This window comes from Polynucleobacter sp. TSB-Sco08W16, from assembly GCF_018687455.1.
In the GTDB taxonomy this organism is placed as follows: Bacteria; Pseudomonadota; Gammaproteobacteria; order Burkholderiales; family Burkholderiaceae; genus Polynucleobacter.
Map to the genome: position 1 here is coordinate 743,360 of NZ_CP061291.1, position 20,412 is coordinate 763,771.

Genomic DNA, 20,412 nt, shown 5'->3' on the forward strand with positions numbered 1-20,412 from the left:
GACAAATATGAACGCACCAACCAATCCAAAAGAACTCGAATTGCAAACCGTTGAGTTCAAATTAGACGGCAAGACCATTGTTTCCTATGAAGGTGAAACAATTCTGAAGGCTGCAAAACGCCACGGTATTGATATTCCACATCTATGCTTTAAAGACGGCTACCGCGCTGATGGCAACTGCCGTGCTTGCGTAGTCGAAATCAATGGCGAGCGTACCTTGGCACCTAGTTGCTGTAGGAGCGCAACGCCAGGCATGGAAGTGAAGGCCAATAGCGAACGCGCTGTAAAGAGCCAAAAGCTTGTTCTCGAGATGTTGCTCTCTGATATGCCAGATGAAGGCTTTAAGTGGGTGGGGGATAGCAAAGAGGAGGAGCAAAACAATCAACATGGTGAGCTGAGTACTTGGGCTACCCGTATGGATGTGACAGTGCGCCCAGAACTCAAAGCTTTACGTCGTGAGAAGGTTGCCAATGACATTTCTCATCCAGCAATGGCTGTAAATTTAGATGCTTGTATTCAATGTAATCGTTGTGTACGCGCTTGTCGTGAAGAGCAGGTCAATGATGTGATCGGTTATGCGATGCGTGGCGCTCATAGCGAGATCGTGTTCGATCTAAATGATCCTATGGGCGAGAGTACTTGTGTTGCTTGTGGCGAGTGTGTGCAGGCATGCCCAACCGGTGCATTAATGCCTAAAGGATTAATTGGCTCACAAACAGTGGATCGTAAGGTTGATTCTGTTTGCCCATTCTGCGGTGTCGGTTGCCAAATTACTTACAACGTTAAGGATGAAAAGATTGTTAGCGTAGAAGGTCGTGATGGCCCAGCCAATCACAATCGTCTGTGTGTAAAAGGGCGCTTTGGTATGGACTATATCCATAATCCACAGCGCTTAACTAAGCCGCTAATTCGTAAGCCTGGCGTTCCTAAAGATGAGTCAATGCTCGAAGGGAAGCAAGATTGGTCTGACATTTTCCGTGAAGCGACTTGGGAAGAGGCGCTCGATTTTGCTGGTGGCAAATTAAAGGCTCTCAAAGATCAGTATGGCAATAAAGTGCTTGCTGGTTTTGGTTCTGCAAAAGGCAGCAACGAAGAAGCCTATTTATTCCAGAAATTAGTCCGTACTGGATTTGGTAGCAATAACGTTGATCACTGCACCCGTCTCTGCCACGCCTCATCCGTAGCGGCCTTGTTAGAGGGCGTGGGATCTGGTGCGGTAAGTAATCAGGTGAATGACGTTGAGCACTCTAGCTTGATTTTCTTGATTGGATCAAATCCAACAGCCAACCACCCAGTGGCTGCTACCTGGTTTAAGAACGCTGCTAAACGCGGCGCCAAGATTGTGTTGTGTGATCCGCGTAAGACTGAGATTAGTAAGCATGCTTGGCGTACGATGCAGTTCAAGCCAGACACTGATGTGGCAATGCTGAACGCCCTGATTTACACGATTATTGAAGAGGGCTTGGCGGATAAAGACTTTATAGCGAACCGCTCTAATAACTTCGAGGCTTTAAAAGAAAATATTAAAGGCTACAGTCCAGAAGCAATGGCACCGATCTGTGGCATTCCGGCAGAGACCTTGCGCGAAGTCGCCAGAGAATTTGCTACTACTAAGTCAGCGATGATTTTGTGGGGTATGGGTGTTAGCCAACACGTGCACGGTACTGATAATGCACGTTGCTTAATTGCCTTGGTCAGCATCACCGGTCAAATTGGTAAGCCTGGCTCAGGTTTGCATCCATTGCGTGGTCAAAACAATGTGCAGGGTGCCAGTGATGCTGGTTTGATTCCGATGATGTTCCCGAACTATCAACGCGTTGATAATCCAGAGGCGCATGCCTGGTTTGAAAAGTTCTGGGATACACCACTGGATAAGAAGCCTGGCTATACCGTGGTAGAGATCATGCATAAGATCACTGCACCCGATAGTGATCCAGACAAAATTCGCGGCATGTATGTTGAGGGTGAAAACCCAGCCATGAGCGATCCTGATTTAAATCATGCACGTCATGCTTTGGCGTCTTTAGAGCATTTAGTAGTGCAAGACATCTTCATGACCGAAACCGCACTACTGGCAGACGTTGTATTGCCAGCAAGTGCATGGCCAGAGAAGGTGGGAACAGCAAGCAACACCGACCGTATGGTGCAGATGGGCAAGAAGGCAATTAATCCTCCAGGTGATGCTAAGGCAGACCTGTGGATCATTCAAGAAATTGCCAAGCGTATGGGTTTGAACTGGAATTACCAGGGTTCTGATGATGGCGTTGCAGCCGTTTATGACGAAATGCGCCAAGCCATGCACGCTGCTATCAATGGCATTACTTGGGAGCGTCTTGAAAAAGAATCGAGTGTGACTTATCCATGCTTAAGTGCAGAAGATCCGGGTCGCCCGATCGTATTTGACGATAGTTTTGATACTCCGGATGGTAAGGTGAAACTGGTTCCTGCTGACATCATTCCAGCAAATGAGCGTCCAGATACTGAGTACCCATTTGTTCTCATTACAGGCCGTCAGCTTGAACACTGGCATACCGGCAGCATGACTCGTCGTGCAACCGTATTAGATGCTATTGAACCAATGGCTACTGTATCTATGCATGGTGAGGATATGACCCAGTTAGGCGTTACTGCTGGGGATGTCATTACCGTTCAATCTCGTCGTGGTGAGGTAGGTATTCATGTACGTAGAGATGACGGTACTCCAAGAGGTGTGATTTTCATTCCTTTTGCCTACTATGAAGCTGCAGCAAACTTGATTACTAATTCAGCTTTGGATCCATTTGGCAAGATCCCGGAGTTTAAGTACTGCGCAGTCAAACTCGCCAAAGGCGGTGATGCTGCAAAGATCATGGGATATGGCACCAATGCGCCAGGCGGGTCAAAGGTGATGTCAAACGTCTGAGTACTCATATAAACGCTTGGCTAGCAAATGAAAAAAGGCTCCATAAATGGAGCCTTTTTTCATCACCTTCATGAAAATCAATTGCCCTTTAGAATAAACCCTCTATGGCAAGTTCAACACCCACCCCTTCCCAAGCTCAAGCTGAGTTACCGGTCCTTATTATTGGGGCTGGATTGGCTGGCTTGACCGTTGCCCTGCATATGGCTGAGACCCAGCCAGTCATTTTGATGGCCAAGCGCGGCTTGGGTGAGGCAGCTACTGCATGGGCTCAAGGCGGTATTGTCGGGGTGGTCGACAAGGAGCATGACAGCATTGATTCCCATGTGGCCGATACTCTGGATGCTGGTGCGGGCCTCGTGGTTGAGTCCACTGCTCGTTACATCGCAGAAGAGAGTGCTGACGCTATTAAATGGCTGGTAGAGCAGGGTGTTCCGTTTACTGAAGATAAGTCTGGCCCAATGGGTTTGCACTTAACTCGAGAAGGTGGTCACAGTCACCGTCGTATTGCACACGCTGCTGATGCAACTGGTAAAGCGATTCACGAGGTTTTGCTAGATAAAGCCAAATCTCATAAAAATATTCGCATCTTGGAGCATTGGATTGCTCTAGATCTGATTACCAATCGTCAATTAGATGCGAAGACTCAACGCACCAAGCCTAATCGTTGCTATGGTGTGTATGCCTTAGATATTAAAAACAATCGGGTAGAAACGATTGAAGCCAAATCTGTAGTGCTTGCAACTGGTGGTGTTGGTAAGGTTTATCGCTACACCAGCAACCCTGATACTGCGACGGGTGATGGTATTGCTATGGCTTGGCGCGCAGGCTGTCGAGTGGGCAATATGGAATTTATCCAGTTTCATCCAACCTGCCTGTATCACCCTAGTGATCGCACCTTCTTGATTACTGAAGCAATGCGCGGTGAGGGTGGTCTATTAAAGCTGCCCGATGGCACACGCTTTATGCCCGATCATGATGAGCGTAATGAATTAGCGCCGCGCGATATTGTTGCCCGCGCTATCGACTTTGAGATGAAGAAGCATGGCTTGGACTATGTGCATCTTGATGCCACTCATCTTGGCGAGGCGTTTATCAAAGAACATTTCCCAATGATTTATGCGCGCTGCATAAGTCTTGGATTGGATATCACAAAAGAACCTATTCCGGTTGTACCGGCAGCTCACTATACCTGTGGTGGCGTAGTGACTGATCTCAAAGGTCGCACGGACCTTCCAGGTCTTTATGCGGTGGGTGAGGCAACTTATACCGGTTTACATGGCGCCAATCGCTTAGCAAGTAACTCATTATTAGAATGTGTGGTGATTGGTAAAGCTGCTGCTGAAGATATCTCGGCTTTAAAGACTCCAGTAATGCCACCGCTACCACTCTGGGATGAAAGTCAGGTAGATGATGCTGACGAGCAGGTAGTTATCGCGCATAACTGGGATGAGTTACGCTCACTCATGTGGAACTATGTTGGTATTGTGAGAACCAATCGTCGATTAGAACGAGCCTTGCACAGAATTAAGCTCCTTCGTTATGAAGTGCAAGAGTATTACGCGAACTTTAAGGTGACACGTGACCTTATTGAGTTGCGAAATCTTCTCGAATGCGCCGAACTGATTGTGCGATCAGCGTTGATGCGTAGAGAGAGTAGGGGCTTGCATTACAGTCGCGACTACCCAGGTACTTGGGCAGTCTCATACCCAACAATTTTGACACCGCAAGCTGAGGGCGTAGAAAATTCCAAAGAAGCCTAGGGATTAACTCAGAATTCTCATCGAGAAATCAACTGCATTTACATCTTTGGTTAATTTGCCCAGAGAGATACGATCAACACCAGTAGCCGCAATTGCACTCATCTGGTCTAAGTTAATGCCACCAGAGGCCTCTAACAACGCGCGGCCTGCAGTAATTGCTACTGCTTGTTTCATTTGATCAGTATTGAAGTTATCAATCAAAATACTCTTGGCGCCAGCAGCCAAAGCCTCTTCCAATTCAGCAAAGCTTTCAACTTCAATCTGTATATCCACTCCAGAGTTCAGTGCTTGGGCATTCTGAAGGGCGGCGGTTACGCTACCTGCAGCAGCAATATGATTTTCTTTAATCAGGATTCCGTGCCATAGAGCAAGACGTTGGTTTTGACCACTACCCACTCGTACTGCGTACTTTTGCGCCTGACGTAAACCGGGGATAGTCTTGCGGGTATCTAGTACGGCACAGCCTTTGGGGTTTGGACTAGCACCAGCAATCGCATCCACGTGCTGGCGAGTAATGCTGGCCGTCCAAGACAGGGTTTGCAAGAAATTAATGCAAGCTCGTTCTGCGGAGAGCAATGCTTGTGAGTCCGCCTGAATATCGCACACCTTGCTATCAGGCTTCATCAACTCACCCTCGATGTAATGCCAGGTGACTTTTGCGTTCGGATCGAGCTTCTTGAGTGTGCCTTCAAACCAGTCTACACCGCACAGTACTGCTTCTTGACGAACAATCAATTGTGCTTGAACGGGCTTGCTAGGCACGAGCTTAGCAGTCCAATCGCCAGTACCAATATCTTCCATAAGCGCATCATGAATATTTCGCTGGCGTGCTTGTTCTAAGGTTTCGTTGTAATCAAACATGAAAAACAATACTTATCTATAAAAGAAAAAACTTAATTAAGCAGCGCCAATATTCTTTACAAAGCCATGTTGGGCTTTAGCAAGAAGATCGGGGTGATTTTTTGTGAAATCAAGCATGCGCTCAATACAACCAAGAGCCTCAACACGAATCGGCTCATCAATGAAGATTTCACCACAAGCGTTTTCGAGGCAATCTAGGATTCCTTGAAGACCGTTCATCGCCATCCAAGGGCAGTGAGCACAACTCTTACAAGTCGCACTATTGCCTGCAGTAGGAGCCTCAATGAGTTTCTTGTTTGGGGCCAGCTGACGCATGCGGTGCAAGATGCCTTTATCAGTCGCCACAATATATTCAGTAGCGCTACCTTCAACAACGGCTTTGATCATGGCTGAAGTAGAGCCAACAACATCCGCTAGATCAACTACTGCTTGCGGGGACTCAGGGTGAACTAAGGTCATCGCATTAGGGTGGGCTGCTTTGAGTATTTCTAATTCTGCTGCTTTGAATTCGTCATGAACAATGCAAGCGCCATTCCATAGCAGCATATCTGCGCCAGTTTGTTCTTGGATGTATCGACCCAAGTGACGATCAGGTGCCCACAAAATCTTTTTGCCTTCAACTTTGAGTTGATGAACAATAGCTAAAGCACAAGAGCTAGTGACCATCCAATCGGCTTGCGCTTTGACTGCTGCCGATGTATTGGCATACACAACCACAACGCGATCAGGATGCGCGGCACGAAACTTGCCAAAGTCAGCAGCATCACATCCCAGATCTAAAGAGCAGGTTGCATCTAAGTCTGGCATGAAGACGCGTTTTTCAGGACTCAGTATCTTGGCAGATTCGCCCATGAATCGCACACCAGCAACAATCAAGTTCTTGGCAGGATGATTTTTCCCAAAGCGAGCCATCTCTAAAGAGTCGGCAACAAAACCACCAGTCTCCATCGCTAGGTCCTGGATATCGCCATCTACGTAGTAATGAGCTACCAAAGCAGCATTCTTTTCAATTAACAGCTGCTTAATGCGGGCGATTACTGCGTCTTTCTCAGGACCAGTAAGGTGTGGCGGCACTTTTGCCCAAGCTTGAGCGGTACAGGTCGCCCCAGCAGCGTCCTGCTGTGGGTAATCATAGGCAATTGGGGGGCTAACAGTTAAATTCATACGAAATATTAACCTGTCTGGGCAATTCATTCCATTAAGCTCTATACCGTTAAAATGATTGATCTTTTGAAGATTTGACTCAACCATTCAGACTCCTTATATGCTTGCAAGCCATAAAATCATTCGCAGGCGCTTAGCAGCAGTTTTTTTCACGACCTATTGTGGACTTTTTTCGATTGCATATGCCCAGGTTGATGCGGGGGCACTACAACGTGGACTTGAGCAGCAGTTACCTTTACCTTCTCCACTGGCTCTTCCTGAGCCTAGTGCTAAGGAGGCAGAGCCCGCCGCCAAAAGTAAAGCAGGAGAAGTGCGCTTTACAGTGAATTCTTTTCTGCTGGAGGGTGTAAAGATTCTGCCTGCAGCTGATATTCAAGAAGTATTAAAACCTTGGCTTGGTAAAGATATTGGTTTTGATGATTTGCAAAATGCTTGCAATGCAATTCAACAGTATTACCGCAAAAAAGGGTATACCGTTCAAGCGACATTACCACCCCAAAAAATTGCTGGCGGGGTAGTCAAGATTGTGGTGACAGAAGCTTCATTGGGGAAGGTTGTGGTTGAAAATCCGCAAGGCCCAACGCGCTTCAGTAAAGAGGATGCTGCGGCATATATTACTTACGCAAATCCTATTGGTGATCCACTGAGCATGCCTGCCATTGAACGCGCCATTATGATTCTCAACGAAACTCCTGGTGTGATTGTCTCTAGCCAGTTAGAGCAGGGAGCAAAAGACGGGGAAGCTAATTTGCGGCTGCAATTAACTCAGCCCAATCTAGTTCAGGGGCGGGTAGAGCTCAATAATTATGGCAGTAGAACTACAGGCGCTAATCAAGGCGTCTTTGCGTTAAATCTAAATAACCCGATTGGAATTGGTGAGCAATTTTCATTAAACGGTATTGCATCAGATGGCTCACAATATATTCAGGGTGCGGTTTCTGTACCCGCCTCACCGGATGGCTTGCGTTTAGGTCTATCAGGCACTTTCTTGAACTACAAAAACGTCAGCAACTATGTCTCCCTTGGTGGAGCAGGCGATGCCTGGACAACAGGCGTGAGCGCTGCCTATCCGTTGATACGTAGTCTTGGCGCCAATCTAAACGGTACTCTCAATTACGATATAAAAAGCTATAACAACCGAAATTTTTTAACAGATACCGTAGTTAGTGCATACAACATCAATAATATTTCAGCAGGCCTATCAGGCAATATGGTCGATGGGTTTGGATATGGCGCTGTCAGCACTGGTTCGGTGACCTTAATTTTTGGACACCTCGACATTTTGCCTACTAGCCCCTCTAGTTATGGGGCGTATACCATCCCAAATACTACGCCTACAGCATATGGCGTAGTCACTCCCGCTAATTACACCAAACTCAGTTTTGCAGCGAATCGGACTCAGCAATTAGTTCAGGATGGCACTACAACTCTGTATACGGCTCTCTCGGGACAATTTTCCTCTGCTAACCTAAATACTGCAGAGCAAATCTATATGGGTGGAAATTACGGGGTTCGTGCCTATCCAGTGGCGCAATCAGGCGGCGCTCAGGGGGGTATTTTTACGATTGAGTTGCGGCAGCAAATCCATGAAAAATTTACCTTATCAGGCTTCTTTGATGCCGGTGTAGTTCAGCAGTACAAAAATCTCTACCCGGATTGGCAGGGTATGACAAATGCTAATAATACGTATTCCTTAATGGGTGCTGGCTTTGGTGTGAAGTGGGATTATGAGAGCTGGGCCATTAGCGGAATGGTTGCTTGGAAAGTAGGTCAGAACCCTTTATATAGCTCTACAGGACAGGCCGTAAACACAGATAGCACTACGACCCAGCCGCGCGGATGGATCAGTGCCAGTTACAGTTTTTGATTGGGCTAGATTGCATGTAATCATGCCCAGCTAGTTAGCTGAAAAGATTCAAAACGGTAACTTAGCATCTGGCTTAACAGATAACAGTACAGATTTAAATTCTGACTGGATTCTCTTAATTGCTTCCTCGCTGTCTGCCTCAAAGCGCATCACCACTACCGGTGTCGTATTGGAGGGCCTGGCTAAACCAAAGCCATCAGCATACTCGACGCGTACACCATCTATTGTATTGATGGATTGAGAAGTCGGGAACCTTGCATTTGCTTTAATGGTCTCAAGTAAGGCAAACGGCTCACCCTCAGTACAAGCCAGTTGTAATTCGGGAGTGCAAATTGCATTAGGCAAATCATTTAGCGTTTTAGTAGGATCTTTTTCTTTCGAAAGAATTTCTAACAAACGTGCGCCGGTATAAAGGCCATCATCAAATCCAAACCAGCGGTCCTTAAAGAAAATATGGCCAGACATTTCACCGGCAAGAGGAGCGCCTGTCTCTTTGAGCTTGGCCTTGACTAAAGAGTGCCCTGTTTTCCACATCAAGGGTTCACCACCATGTTGTTTTACCCAACTTGCTAAGTTACGAGTGCATTTGACGTCATAAATGATTTGACTACCAGGGTTTCTGGAGAGAACATCTTTGGCAAATAGCATCATCTGACGGTCGGGGAAAATCACCTGACCATCTTTAGTCACCACGCCTAAACGATCAGCATCACCATCAAAGGCGAGACCTAGCTCATTATCAGTAGTCTGCAAGTTACGAATGAGATCCTGTAGGTTCTCAATATGTGCTGGATCAGGGTGGTGATTGGGGAAGTGGCCATCAACCTCGCAAAAGAGTTCTTGTACTTCACAGCCCAGGGCTCTAAAAAGCTTACCAGCAAATGCACCGCCAACTCCATTACCGCAATCAACCACAATCTTCATCGGGCGAGCCAACTTCACATCACTCACAATATGCTCTAAGTACATAGGGAAGATGTCAAACGTAGATCGAACACCTTGCCCAGTAGCAAATTTTTTGGCTTCAATGCGTTTACGCAGATCTTGAATCTGATCGCCATAAATTGCAGCACCACCGAGAACCATTTTGAAGCCGTTGTAGTTTGGAGGGTTGTGACTCCCGGTAATCATGATCCCGGACTTGGGTTTTTTGCCATCTAGTAGTTGATTGGCACCAAAGTAGACCATGGGTGTGGCAACCATGCCAAGGTCAATCACATTAATTCCAGTAGAGAGTAGGCCTTCTGTTAAGGCAGCAATTAAGCTAGGGCCTGACAAGCGACCATCACGGCCGATCACAATTTCAGATTCGCCCAGCTCACGCATCTCGGTACCAAATGCTTGACCAATCAACTTGGCAATCGAAGGATCTACTGTCTCATCAATGATGCCGCGAATGTCGTAAGCTTTAAAGATGGATGGAGAGAGTTGCATGAAATACCTCAGGATAAAAGGAAGCGCAGAGCGCTCAACACATCAGGAATTGAGAAAATTAATTCGTGCTGCGGTAATGGTATCAACACTATCGTCAGCCACGACATGATCAGACCCACTGGCTAATGCTTTCTCAATCGGCTTAGCTAATACCTTACCGTATTCAACACCCGGTTGATCAAAGCTGTTGATATTCCAAAGCGCACCCAGTGCAGCAGTACGGTTTTCATATAAAGCTAACAAAGCACCGAGGTAAAACGCATTGAGTTCAGGTAAAAGCAATAAGCTACTCGGTCTTTTGCCTGGATACACATTATTTGGATTGCTATCTGTCTTGCCATGCGCTAATGCTTGGGCTTGAGCTAGGCAGTTAGATAGCAAAATGCGATGATGTGCAACCGCTTCAGGGCGATCGCTCATCGGCTTGCGTACTGCAATGAAATCAATCGGAATGATCTCTGGCCCTTGATGGAAAAGCTGAAAGTAGGAGTGCTGTGCATTGCTACCCGCGCTTCCAAAGACAACTGGTGAGGAATATTTAATCGGCTTACCGTCTTTACCAACACTTTTGCCATTACTTTCCATATCCAGTTGTTGCAACCACTTAGGAAACCAATCTAAAGCATCTGCATATGGAATGGCAGCATAGGCTTTGATGCCATGGGCCTCCTGTTGATAGAGCAGAGCCAGGGCCATGATGACGGGAAGATTGCTCTCTAGAGGCGCATTCTTGAAATGCAAGTCCATGGCATGAGCGCCAGCTAAAAATTCTTCAAAGGTCTTAAATCCATATTGCAAAGCAATTGGAAGACCCACGGCTGACCAAACGGAGTAGCGACCTCCAACCCAATCCCAAAAAGGGAAGATCTGATCTTCCTCAATACCAAACTCTTTAGCAGCAGGTACATTGGCGGTAACGGCAAATAAAGCCTTAGCAATCTGACTCTTAGTGCAGCCAGAAGTCTTAAGCCAGGCGACAACCGCCTTGGCGTTCATCGTAGTCTCTAGAGTGGTAAAGGACTTAGAAACAATAATGACGCGGGTGCTATGAGGCTGCGCACGATCCAAAATACGAGCTAATTCAGCGGTATCAATATTGGCCAAGAAGTGCATGCGCATGCCGCGACTCTCAATATCGGGAACATGCGCTAATGCCTCAATAGCTAAACGCGGACCAAAGTCAGAGCCGCCAATGCCAATATGAATGACATCAGTCACGCCAACCCATTTATTGCAGAGTGCCTCAATGCGACGCCATACATCCGCGACAGCAGGCATGACATCTTGACCATCCAAGACAACTGGAGATCTAGAGAGGTTACGCAGTGCGGAATGAAGAGCAGGGCGATCTTCACTTTGATTGATATGTTTACCAGCAAACAGATCAGCGATAAATTCTGGAAGCTTAGAATCTCGAGCAGTCTGAAAGAGGGAGGACCAGCCATCCTCATCAATGCCTTGGTAAGCGGTATCCAGAACAACATCCACAGCAGAGTGGGCATCATTAGGTATGACGCCAGGGAGGCTGTGAATCGATTTTAGGTTGTCAGAAACTGGCTTAAAAGACATTTCTCGATTTTATCAAGAAGGGGGTCTAAATTCCCTAAAACACTGAAAATGTTAGGATTTCGGTATATTCAATGTCATTAAGTCGTCACAAATTGACAAATACGCAATAGAGACAAACAAAAATAGGCGGAGATAGATGGAGCAGGTTGATTGTGTCGTAGTAGGTGCTGGTGTCATTGGGCTTGCTGTCGCCCGCGAAATGGCACTCCAAGGACGCGAAACTATCTTGCTAGAACGCGAGAGTGCCTTTGGAACTGTCAGCAGCGCTCGCAATAGTGAAGTGATCCACGCTGGCATCTATTATCCCAAGGATTCGCTCAAGGCAAAACTCTGTGTAGAGGGTAATCGACTCCTTTACGAATACTGCCGCAGTCATCAAGTGGCAACGCAATCGTACGGCAAGTTAATCGTTGCCGCTGACGATACCCAGATCAATGACTTGCAAGCCATTTTGTATAAAGCCCAAAATAATGGGGTGCCTGACATCAAGATGATTTCAGGAGAAGAGGCAAAATCATTGGAGCCAAAACTTCAATGTGTCGCAGCTATTTTGTCTGCAACTACGGGCATTGTAGATAGTCATGGATACATGCTCTCTCTGCTCGGAGGCTTTGAAGATGCGGGTGGTATGGTGGCATATCAATCACCACTCATCAGCGCTAAGCCCATTGGACAAAATGCTGAAGATGGCTATGAGTTAAATGTCGGCGGGTCTGATGGTATGCAAATTCAGACAAAGTTACTTATTAATTGTGCAGGCATGAGTGCACCAGCGATTGCGCAAAAAATTGAAGGGTTAAAACAAGAGCAAATACCTAAAGCCTATTTTGCAAAAGGCAACTACTTTTCCCTTTCAGGAAAATCTCCGTTTAGGCATTTGATTTATCCAATACCAGAGCCGGGCGGTTTAGGCGTTCATCTCACGTTAGATATGGGTGGCCAAGCCAAGTTTGGGCCTGATGTAGAGTGGCTCGATATCAACAGTGAAGAGCAAATTGATTACACCGTCAATCCCAAACGAGGCGAGGGCTTTTATGAGGCAGTCAGGCGTTATTGGCCGGAACTCAAAGATAACTCTTTGCAGCCAGATTATTCGGGTGTCAGAGCCAAAATCGTCTCCCAAAACTCTCCAGCGGGCGACTTTTCCTTCAATGGCCCACAGGACCATGGGCTCCAAGGGCTCTACAACCTATATGGCTTTGAGTCCCCGGGCCTGACCTCTAGCCTTGCTATTGCCAAGCATTTAGAGGGGCAAATCAAAAGTTCCTTATAATCTAGGGCTGAAATCGCAAAGGAAGAGTGGCAGAGCGGTTGAATGCACCAGTCTTGAAAACTGGCGAGGATGAAAGTCCTCCGTGAGTTCGAATCTCACCTCTTCCGCCAATGCCGTTAGAACTGAACATACGCTCTTTTAGTCTCTCCCACATATCCTCCCCTCAAGTGTCATTTTTTTGTATGCCAAATAGGCTGTAGAACAAGTTGATGATGATTTGTCGATGCTCTTCAGTGCCCATCAATTCGCTCTCGTCGATATAGGGTTGTCTTAATGCGTAAACATAGGTTTTTGCAAGCAACTGGGATTCAGGGATCGACATCCTCCGAAACGTATTCGTTTGATCTCTCTCTGCGGTCTCGCGAAAAATAGCAACTAACTTTTCAACTGATTTATCAATTTCGAATGGATTATTCAACTCTTTTGATAAGGCCGTAAGGCAAAAAGTAAGCACCTTCGGATCAAATTCATTGTGGTTATAAATAACCTGGTCTGTCACTTTGGGCGCAAGCTCTGTGATAGGGCTTAGGGGATCATGTTCAGAAAAAAGTTGAGCAATCTTTTTCTGGGATATGGTTCGCTTTTCTACATAAATTTGAACAAACACATCAGCTATTTTTTCAAAGTGATGATAAATATTGCCAATGGAATAACCTGATTTCTCAGCAAGAGATCTAGCATTGAGCTGTTGATCTTTAGAGTTAATTAACTCTTTTCCTGCTAGCAAAATACTATCAACCGCCTTCAGTGATCGATGTTGCTTTACTGTCGTTTGTTTGGGTTTTGACGTTTTGGGTGTGTATGGCATGATTTAAGGCGATGGACTAATAAATTATTGATGTGCAGCTTCGCAGAACTTGAATTGGTACTAGTATCTTAGTTGAGTTTACTGTGATGAGCATTATCTTTACCGGGTTTGATGGTGAAGGTTGCCATGATTTTAGGAATGCGCGCAGGCTCTACAGGGCGACCTCAAGAGGTGCAAAGTGACTGGATATACCCCCGAAAGAACAAAAGAGGCGCTCTTAAAATTCTGGGATGAAGAGCTTAAAAAGCCGCTTACTTAAACCCAAGATAGTTCAAGGTCTTTTGCACTAATGCCGCCGGCAAAGACTGGGTGGTATTCAAAATAAGTTCTGGATTGCTTGGCGCCTCATATGGAGAGTCAATCCCGGTAAAGTTTCTGAGCCCATGAGCGCGTGCTTTGGCATACAGACCTTTTGTGTCGCGTTGCTCGCAGACTTCTAAAGGAGTCTCAATGTAGATTTCGAAAAAATCATCTTTTGCAAACAGGGAGCGGGCAAGCTGACGGTCTTTTTCAAAAGGGGATATGAATGCCACAATCACAATAAGGCCCGCGTCGACCATCAGTCTGGCCACATGTGCAATTCTGCGAATATTCTCTGTGCGATCTTCATCGCTAAATCCTAAATCTGCATTGAGAAATTGGCGAATGTTGTCCCCATCCAAAATATAAGTGCGCTTACCCAAGTCATGCAATTCCTGCTCAAGGAGATTGGCTAAAGTGGATTTTCCTGACCCTGAGAGACCTGTTAGCCATATACATTTGGCAACATGTTGGTTCAGTGACTGGCGCATCGTCCGATCAATTTTGAAAATTTGCTGAGTCGTAGCCATGAATAGAGTGAGTTAGCAGAGAAGATGGAGGCTTTTATTAAAGAATATTATCGCTGGAACTGACCTGCTGCTCACAGCGATGATTCCATTGGCATATTTATGGATCCGTTCAGGGATGAAAGATTGTTTGATTTCTTGTTATTTCTTGTATTTTCAATAAGATATAGGCAGTTTGAGCTCATTTTGACTCAAAAATCGATAGATCATGCAAGAAAGACTCCTGTGAATTCAACTGTACTCATCACCACTGCAACCGCTCCTCCGGAAGGTATTCCGCATTTGGCTATGACAGGGGTTGCTGCCCGTTTGGTTTCTGCTAAAGCAGCTATTTTCTTTTGGGCGTCCCAAGGGGTGCGCAATATAGTCATTACGGATGCAACGGATGTTGTTTTACTGAATCCAGAAGAAGTAAAACTACTAGAGCAGATGAATGTGCGAGTTGAGCAATTGCATTTTATGCAGGATCATGAACAACTAAGACTCAGGGGGAAGGGTTATGGTGAAGGCAAACTTATTGAGTTTGCGCTTGATCATTCTGCTATCTTAAAAGAGGTTGAGCATTTTTTTAAATGCACTGGCAAAGTATATTGTCGAAACTTTCATGCCATAGCGCAGATGATCGAAAGTTCGCAACTAGGTAATATTTTTTGGGGGCACTTTAGCGATCTACATGCTCTTCAGGCATGGGCCGATATGCGCTTCTTTTTCACTTCAAAGGAGTTTTGTAGGCGGCATATTCTTCCGGCCTATGCTCAGGCTGATGATTCTGCGGGCGTAGCTGCCGAGTTCTTTTGCTTACGTGCTATTACCCAAAACTTATCACCAATTTACTCCTTGAGGCCCTTATTATCAGGGTTTGCTGGCTCTACTGGTAATCAGTATCCAGATGAGAGTTTGGGTGCGCTGGATTATCGCTATCCCTCTTGGATCGGGAAGTGAAATGTCCGAAACTGGCTAACTAAACTGAGCTTTAAGTTGTAGCAAATCATTTTTGATTCGATCGATAACGCCTGCCCAATTTCCGGCTCGGTCCTGTCGATAGAGTTTATGTTTCGGATACCAGGGGGTATCTTCTCGATTGATAAGCCAGCGCCAATCTGGAATGTAGGGAAGCATGACCCATGTAGGGCAACCAATTGCACCAGCTAAATGAATGGGAGATGAATCTACTGAAACTAATAGATCTATCAGACACAAAATTGCAGCCGTATCTTCAAAATCCATAATTTCTGAATCCAGATTGAGTACGGGGCAATTTGGCGATAGTTCATTGATTTGTGCAGTGGCAGGACCCTTTTGAATAGAGATAAACGAGGCACCAGTTTCTAGAATTGGCTTCCAAGCATCGAGCTTCATGCTGCGATTGCCATCATTAAAGTGCGTTGGCCTGCCTGCCCAGCAAATTGCAACCCAGGGCCTAGGGAGTGATTGCAGGCGCGCAGCCCACTTTCTGACTCTCTCAGGATTGGCTAAAAGGTAAGGAATTTCTCCTGGTAAATCGCTCAGTTGCAAATGCAGGGCAAAAGGAAGGCTCATGAGTTCGCAGTGCATGTCAAACGGAGGGGGAATGGTTCCTTTTGGAAGAATTTGGTCGTAAACCCCTTTGAGGCTGCGCTCAACAAGCGGAAAGCTTTCATGATTTACCTCGAGGATGACCGTCGCTTGACTGCGCTCTTTAGCATGCTTGACTAAGCGCAGAAACTGAAAGGTATCACCATAACCCTGCTCGTCATGGATATACAAAGTCTTGCCCGGTATAGGGTTGCCATTCCAGCGCGGCATTTGGACTTTTCGATCAATGATTTTGGTGTGCTTGAGGCTATAGCGATAGCGATATTCCAGCCACCCTCGATCAAATTCACCCAAGAGTAATAATGTTTCTGATAAATCAAAGCGAGCTTCTAAGTCACCCGGAAAAGAGTCCACCAACATCTCTTGAATGAGTTTGGCCTCACCAATTTTTCCTTGAGGACGAATGCATTTTGCTAGCAAGCGCCACAGGGGGATGGGGCCAACACCCGAGCTTAAGTGCGGACGCAGAGCAGCTTCAGCGCCAGCCAGATCACCAGCATTAAATTTCTGCTGAACTTCGTTAATGATTGCTTCTAATTGCTGCGGTGTCACGATGATGTTTTCTTCGCTTTAGCTTTAGTCGTTTTGGCTGCCGGTTTGACAGCAGTTTTTTTTGTTTCCACCTGTACCATTTCGGTGGCTGCATCTGTTTCTGAGTAATTTAAGGCAAGGAGTAAATTCTGTAGCTGTTCAGCATGCTTACGCCAACGCCCACTTGAGCTCTTGTATAAAGGCTGGCGTACTTGATTGGCGCTAGCTGTTTTAACGGTGCGCTTTGTCTTGTGGAAGTCGATACACGCAGGCTCCCACTCTAGGCCAATAAAATCAAGCATCTTTCGGGCTTGCTCTTCAATATTTTCCACTACATCTTCATATTCGATTTCAATGAAGTTGCTTGTAGGTATTACTGCTTTCCAGTGGTCCATCATGTGTTCATAGGCAAGATAAAATTCGCCAAGCTCTTTGAGGTCATAGGCAAATAATTGCTCATCATTAAACAGCTTGCTATAAATAGATAGGCAGGTATCGACTGCATTGCGTTTGCAATGAATAATTTTTGCATGAGGCAAAATCGCATGGATTAAGCCAACATGTAGAAAATTCGCCGGCATCTTATCCACCACAATATTGAGATCGGGCGATAAGGCACTTATTTTTTCGATATATTGCTTACCCAATCGTGCAGAACGATCGGCATCTAGAGCAGGGTTGATACTAGGGTAGCTAGCAAAATCGTTCACCATGCTTTGAATCCATTTCAGCTCGCCAGCGCCGTAAATTTTGGAGTGTGAAGCCAAAATTTGCTCAATCAGGGAGGTGCCCGAACGCGGCATGCCGACAATAAAAATAGGGGCATCTTTGGGCTCACGCGGGCTGCGTGAAAGTGCATTAGTAATGTATTCCTTGTTGAAAGTACTCTCAATACCCTTGAGCCACTGCGCGCTGTCTTGAACGCTAAAAGGGAAGGTAGCCCGCTTCATTTGATTGCCCAAATTGAGGTGCTCAAAGGCTTTGGCAGAATTTCCAATATCAAGATAGGCTTTACCAAGAGCAAAATGCAACATCATCTTGTCGCTGTCGGTTGGAAATTCAAGTGATTGCAAAATCTCTTCCATCTGGATAATGCTTGGATCATCAGCAGTGAAAGTCATTAAATCGGAGCGCTGAAACCAAGCTTGTGCAGAAGTTGGATATGCTTTGACGAGCTCTTCAAAAGCAATTTGTGCTTTTTCATTGTCACCTTCTTGCATATGCAAAATCGCAAGATTAGTTAGGGCTTTCTCGTTTACTAAGCCGGGAATACTGGCAGCTGTTTTAAATGCTTCGATCGCTTCGGGCGTTTTACCCAAGGCCTGTAATACAAAGCCTTTGGTATTAATGACTTCAGGATTTTGAGGTGCAAATTCCAGTGCACGATTTACTGTTTCAAGAGCCTCATCGAGCCTATCCAAATGCATCAGCGTCAAGCTTTTAGATGCAAGGCCAATGGTGTTGTCCGGAGCAAAACTCAATAGGGCATCTAACCAACGTAGCGCATCATTGTGGCGATTGCGTGAAGTCTCAATGGCAGCTAAGTTAATGTAAGCATCTGATAAGTGGGGGTTCAGTTCTATGGCCTTGCGACCATATGCAATGGCCTCATCATGCTGTGACATTTGACCTAATAGGTAAGACAAATTGCTGTATGGATCTGGGTATTGTGGGTTAAGTTGTAGCGCTTTTAACCAGTGATCTTTCGCTAATACTTGTTTGCCTAAACGCTTGTAAGTGTTTGCAAGATTGTTATGGACCTGTGGATTATTGGGCTCCATTGACAACATTTTTTCAAGACAAAAACGCGCCTCTTCCAGCTTGCCCGATTCTTGTAGGATGATGCCTAAATTATTCCAAATTGCAGGTAGAGTTTTATCTGCATTTAATGCTCTGCGAGCATAGTCTTCAGCCTCTGTCAGATTCCCTTTTTGTCTAAGCATTTCTGCAAGGTTGCTCAAAAAGAGCGGGGGCACTCTTGGTACTAATGCAGCCTTGCGGAGATAGTCAATTGCCAGATCAATGTTGTTAAACGCATGAGCCATTAGGCCCATGAGATGCAAGGCATCCGCTTGGCCTGGCCAGATAGCCAAAATGCGTTGACAAAGCAGTTCAGCCTGATCGGCTTGGCCTGCATTCCAATGTGCATAGGCCTGACCCAGTGCTTCGGGAATCGATAATGCAGCACCTTGCATCGGTGAGAGATTAGGTTGTGCTGCATTTGGGTCAGAGTTTTGCATAATTTATAAGGCTAGAAGTGTGGAGGAGTGCAAGTGGGGCTTGTGTCAAAAAATATTGGAAAGAGGTAACTACCAAAGCCTTGCTAATTGGCTAATGTGCCATTTTATAACCTAAAAATCTTCACATCACCCATTCACACCAAACGAATGTTCGGTATTTTTGCACTCTAGATTGACCGACTTTGAGTCAAGAAAATTAATTCAAAGGCAATCATTTTGTTTTATTGGCAATTGCAGAACTAATCAAGTTGAGAGGCAAGCCCACTCAATTTCGAAATATACATTTTGTGTATTGATCAGACTGTCTTCATGAATGACGCTCATGATTGGCTCGGACTAGTCAGCCAAGAATTCAATATTCACTGTTTTGGTGCATAAAATTATAAATATAGCAGTAGCTCAATTTAGCCTATACAAACTGCTTATATTTGTGTGGATACTAAGACTTTATGAATGATTTAGCGGAATTAATGTCTATCAAAACCCGCTTGATTCTGTAGAAACCGAACACAAGTCATATCCATGCTTAATTCATTGATAGATATAGAGCTTTTGAGTGGTAAACCGAACGCTAAATATGACAAATTCGCTTAAAATTCCATGGTTTGGCAACTAAATCTAGTTTTTTTCTTCAATAAATGAAGCATCACCACGGCGAATCAATTTTTCACAATACGAAATGAAAAAACTACTACAAAATTTATTACTACTTGGGACTATTTTGATAATTTCTGAAAACGTACTCTCTCAATCCGCTGGTGCTCCAGTGGCCACCGTTAATGGCGTTGCAATTACCAACGGCCAGTTAAATGATTGGGTGAAGAGTGCCGTCATGGATGGGGCACAAGATACTCCGCAGCTAAGACAGTCCATTCTCAATGATTTGGTATTGCGCGAGCTGATCCTAAAGGACATCAAGAAAACTGGCTTACTTAAACAAGGTAATAACGAGTTCAAGGTAAAGCTGGCAGAGCAAAACGCTATTTTAGATGTTTGGTTTAATGCTTATCTCAAGAGTCATCCGGTGACTGAAGCTGAAGTGAAAGCCGAATACGATAGGCAAGTAGCTTTGAGCAAAGAGCCAGCAAATGCAAAAGAATATCAAGTGTCACAAATTGTCGTTGCCACTGAGGCTGAGGGCGTTGCGTTAATTAAGCAGATTCGTAGCCCAGCAAATTTTGCGACACTTGCAAAAGAAAAGTCTTTAGACAAGGCAACATCAGAGCAGGGCGGTCTTGTTGGTTGGGCGCTTCCCAGTCAGCTGATGGCGCCAATTAATCAAGTCGTCCTGACTTTAGGCAAAGGCCAGGTCTATGACAAGCCAATTCAAACTCAAGTGGGCTGGCACGTTATTGAAATCAATGACATTCGTCCAGTAGTAGTTCCCAGCTTTGATCAGGCCAAGGAAAACATTGCCCGCGCGCTGATACAGCAAAGACGTCAACAAGCAATCTCTGGTTTGTTGCAGACTAGCAAAGTAGTAAAGAACTGATTTAGTAATGCCCCAAAATTTGTAGATCAATTTCGCAACAGAGATTGTCTTCAGAGTTTGGGGGTTCTAGCTATTTATTTTGCTTATCACTCTTTACCGCCTCTTGTAG

General features: G+C 45.5%; 14 protein-coding genes and 1 tRNA gene. 7 read left to right on the forward strand and 8 right to left on the reverse strand.

Going from position 1 to position 20,412, the window contains the following annotated elements; genetic code table 11:
* Positions 1 to 7 precede the first annotated feature (7 nt).
* A complete protein-coding gene (gene fdhF / locus FD961_RS03805; protein WP_215394173.1) occupies positions 8 to 2,902 on the forward strand; it encodes a formate dehydrogenase subunit alpha in 2,895 nt (964 codons plus the stop codon).
* Between the two features lie 104 nt (positions 2,903 to 3,006).
* Positions 3,007 to 4,662, forward strand: coding sequence for an L-aspartate oxidase (gene nadB, locus FD961_RS03810; protein ID WP_215394174.1), 1,656 nt, complete (start codon positions 3,007 to 3,009; stop codon positions 4,660 to 4,662).
* 3 nt (positions 4,663 to 4,665) lie between these two features.
* On the opposite strand, the gene nadC is transcribed toward nadB, so the two are convergent.
* Together nadC and nadA are read right to left on the reverse strand one after the other, a co-directional pair.
* Entirely contained in the window at positions 4,666 to 5,523 is an 858-nt protein-coding gene (gene nadC, locus FD961_RS03815; RefSeq protein ID WP_215394175.1) for a carboxylating nicotinate-nucleotide diphosphorylase, read from the reverse strand.
* Positions 5,524 to 5,559: 36 nt separating this feature from the next.
* Positions 5,560 to 6,687 carry a quinolinate synthase NadA gene (gene nadA, locus FD961_RS03820; protein ID WP_215394176.1) on the reverse strand — a complete coding sequence of 376 codons (1,128 nt, stop codon included), beginning with the start codon at positions 6,685 to 6,687 and terminating at the stop codon, positions 5,560 to 5,562.
* Between the two features lie 100 nt (positions 6,688 to 6,787).
* Between nadA and FD961_RS03825 the strand changes: the two genes are divergently transcribed.
* Positions 6,788 to 8,554 (forward strand): ShlB/FhaC/HecB family hemolysin secretion/activation protein, encoded by a 1,767-nt coding sequence (locus FD961_RS03825; RefSeq protein WP_215394177.1) that lies wholly within the window; start codon positions 6,788 to 6,790, stop codon positions 8,552 to 8,554.
* Positions 8,555 to 8,602: 48 nt separating this feature from the next.
* Here FD961_RS03825 and FD961_RS03830 read toward each other — a convergent pair whose 3' ends face one another.
* On the reverse strand, positions 8,603 to 9,988 hold the full coding sequence (locus FD961_RS03830; RefSeq protein ID WP_215394178.1) for a phosphomannomutase/phosphoglucomutase: 1,386 nt from the start codon (positions 9,986 to 9,988) through the stop codon (positions 8,603 to 8,605).
* Positions 9,989 to 10,030: 42 nt separating this feature from the next.
* The gene (gene pgi, locus FD961_RS03835) at positions 10,031 to 11,557 is read right to left on the reverse strand and encodes a glucose-6-phosphate isomerase (protein WP_215394179.1); all 1,527 of its coding nucleotides are present in this window, start codon (positions 11,555 to 11,557) and stop codon (positions 10,031 to 10,033) included.
* 136 nt (positions 11,558 to 11,693) lie between these two features.
* Between pgi and FD961_RS03840 the strand changes: the two genes are divergently transcribed.
* Together FD961_RS03840 and FD961_RS03845 are read left to right on the forward strand one after the other, a co-directional pair.
* On the forward strand, positions 11,694 to 12,830 hold the full coding sequence (locus tag FD961_RS03840; protein WP_215394180.1) for an NAD(P)/FAD-dependent oxidoreductase: 1,137 nt from the start codon (positions 11,694 to 11,696) through the stop codon (positions 12,828 to 12,830).
* Between the two features lie 20 nt (positions 12,831 to 12,850).
* Positions 12,851 to 12,940: transfer RNA gene (locus FD961_RS03845), tRNA-Ser, on the forward strand.
* A gap of 53 nt (positions 12,941 to 12,993) precedes the next feature.
* Here FD961_RS03845 and FD961_RS03850 read toward each other — a convergent pair.
* Positions 12,994 to 13,638 (reverse strand): TetR/AcrR family transcriptional regulator, encoded by a 645-nt coding sequence (locus tag FD961_RS03850; protein ID WP_215394181.1) that lies wholly within the window; start codon positions 13,636 to 13,638, stop codon positions 12,994 to 12,996.
* Between the two features lie 251 nt (positions 13,639 to 13,889).
* Positions 13,890 to 14,468 carry an adenylyl-sulfate kinase gene (cysC, locus tag FD961_RS03855; protein WP_215394182.1) on the reverse strand — a complete coding sequence of 193 codons (579 nt, stop codon included), beginning with the start codon at positions 14,466 to 14,468 and terminating at the stop codon, positions 13,890 to 13,892.
* A gap of 222 nt (positions 14,469 to 14,690) precedes the next feature.
* Between cysC and FD961_RS03860 the strand changes: the two genes are divergently transcribed.
* Positions 14,691 to 15,407, forward strand: coding sequence for a hypothetical protein (locus FD961_RS03860; protein WP_215394183.1), 717 nt, complete (start codon positions 14,691 to 14,693; stop codon positions 15,405 to 15,407).
* A gap of 15 nt (positions 15,408 to 15,422) precedes the next feature.
* On the opposite strand, the gene FD961_RS03865 is transcribed toward FD961_RS03860, so the two are convergent.
* Together FD961_RS03865 and FD961_RS03870 are read right to left on the reverse strand one after the other, a co-directional pair.
* Positions 15,423 to 16,592 carry a glycosyl transferase family 8 gene (locus tag FD961_RS03865; protein WP_251371326.1) on the reverse strand — a complete coding sequence of 390 codons (1,170 nt, stop codon included), beginning with the start codon at positions 16,590 to 16,592 and terminating at the stop codon, positions 15,423 to 15,425.
* Positions 16,589 to 18,811, reverse strand: coding sequence for a tetratricopeptide repeat-containing sulfotransferase family protein (locus tag FD961_RS03870; protein ID WP_251371328.1), 2,223 nt, complete (start codon positions 18,809 to 18,811; stop codon positions 16,589 to 16,591). The genes FD961_RS03865 and FD961_RS03870 overlap by 4 nt, the downstream gene beginning before the upstream one ends.
* A 679-nt stretch (positions 18,812 to 19,490) precedes the next feature.
* Here FD961_RS03870 and FD961_RS03875 point away from each other — a divergent pair.
* Positions 19,491 to 20,303, forward strand: coding sequence for a peptidylprolyl isomerase (locus FD961_RS03875; protein WP_215394184.1), 813 nt, complete (start codon positions 19,491 to 19,493; stop codon positions 20,301 to 20,303).
* Positions 20,304 to 20,412: the final 109 nt, after the last annotated feature.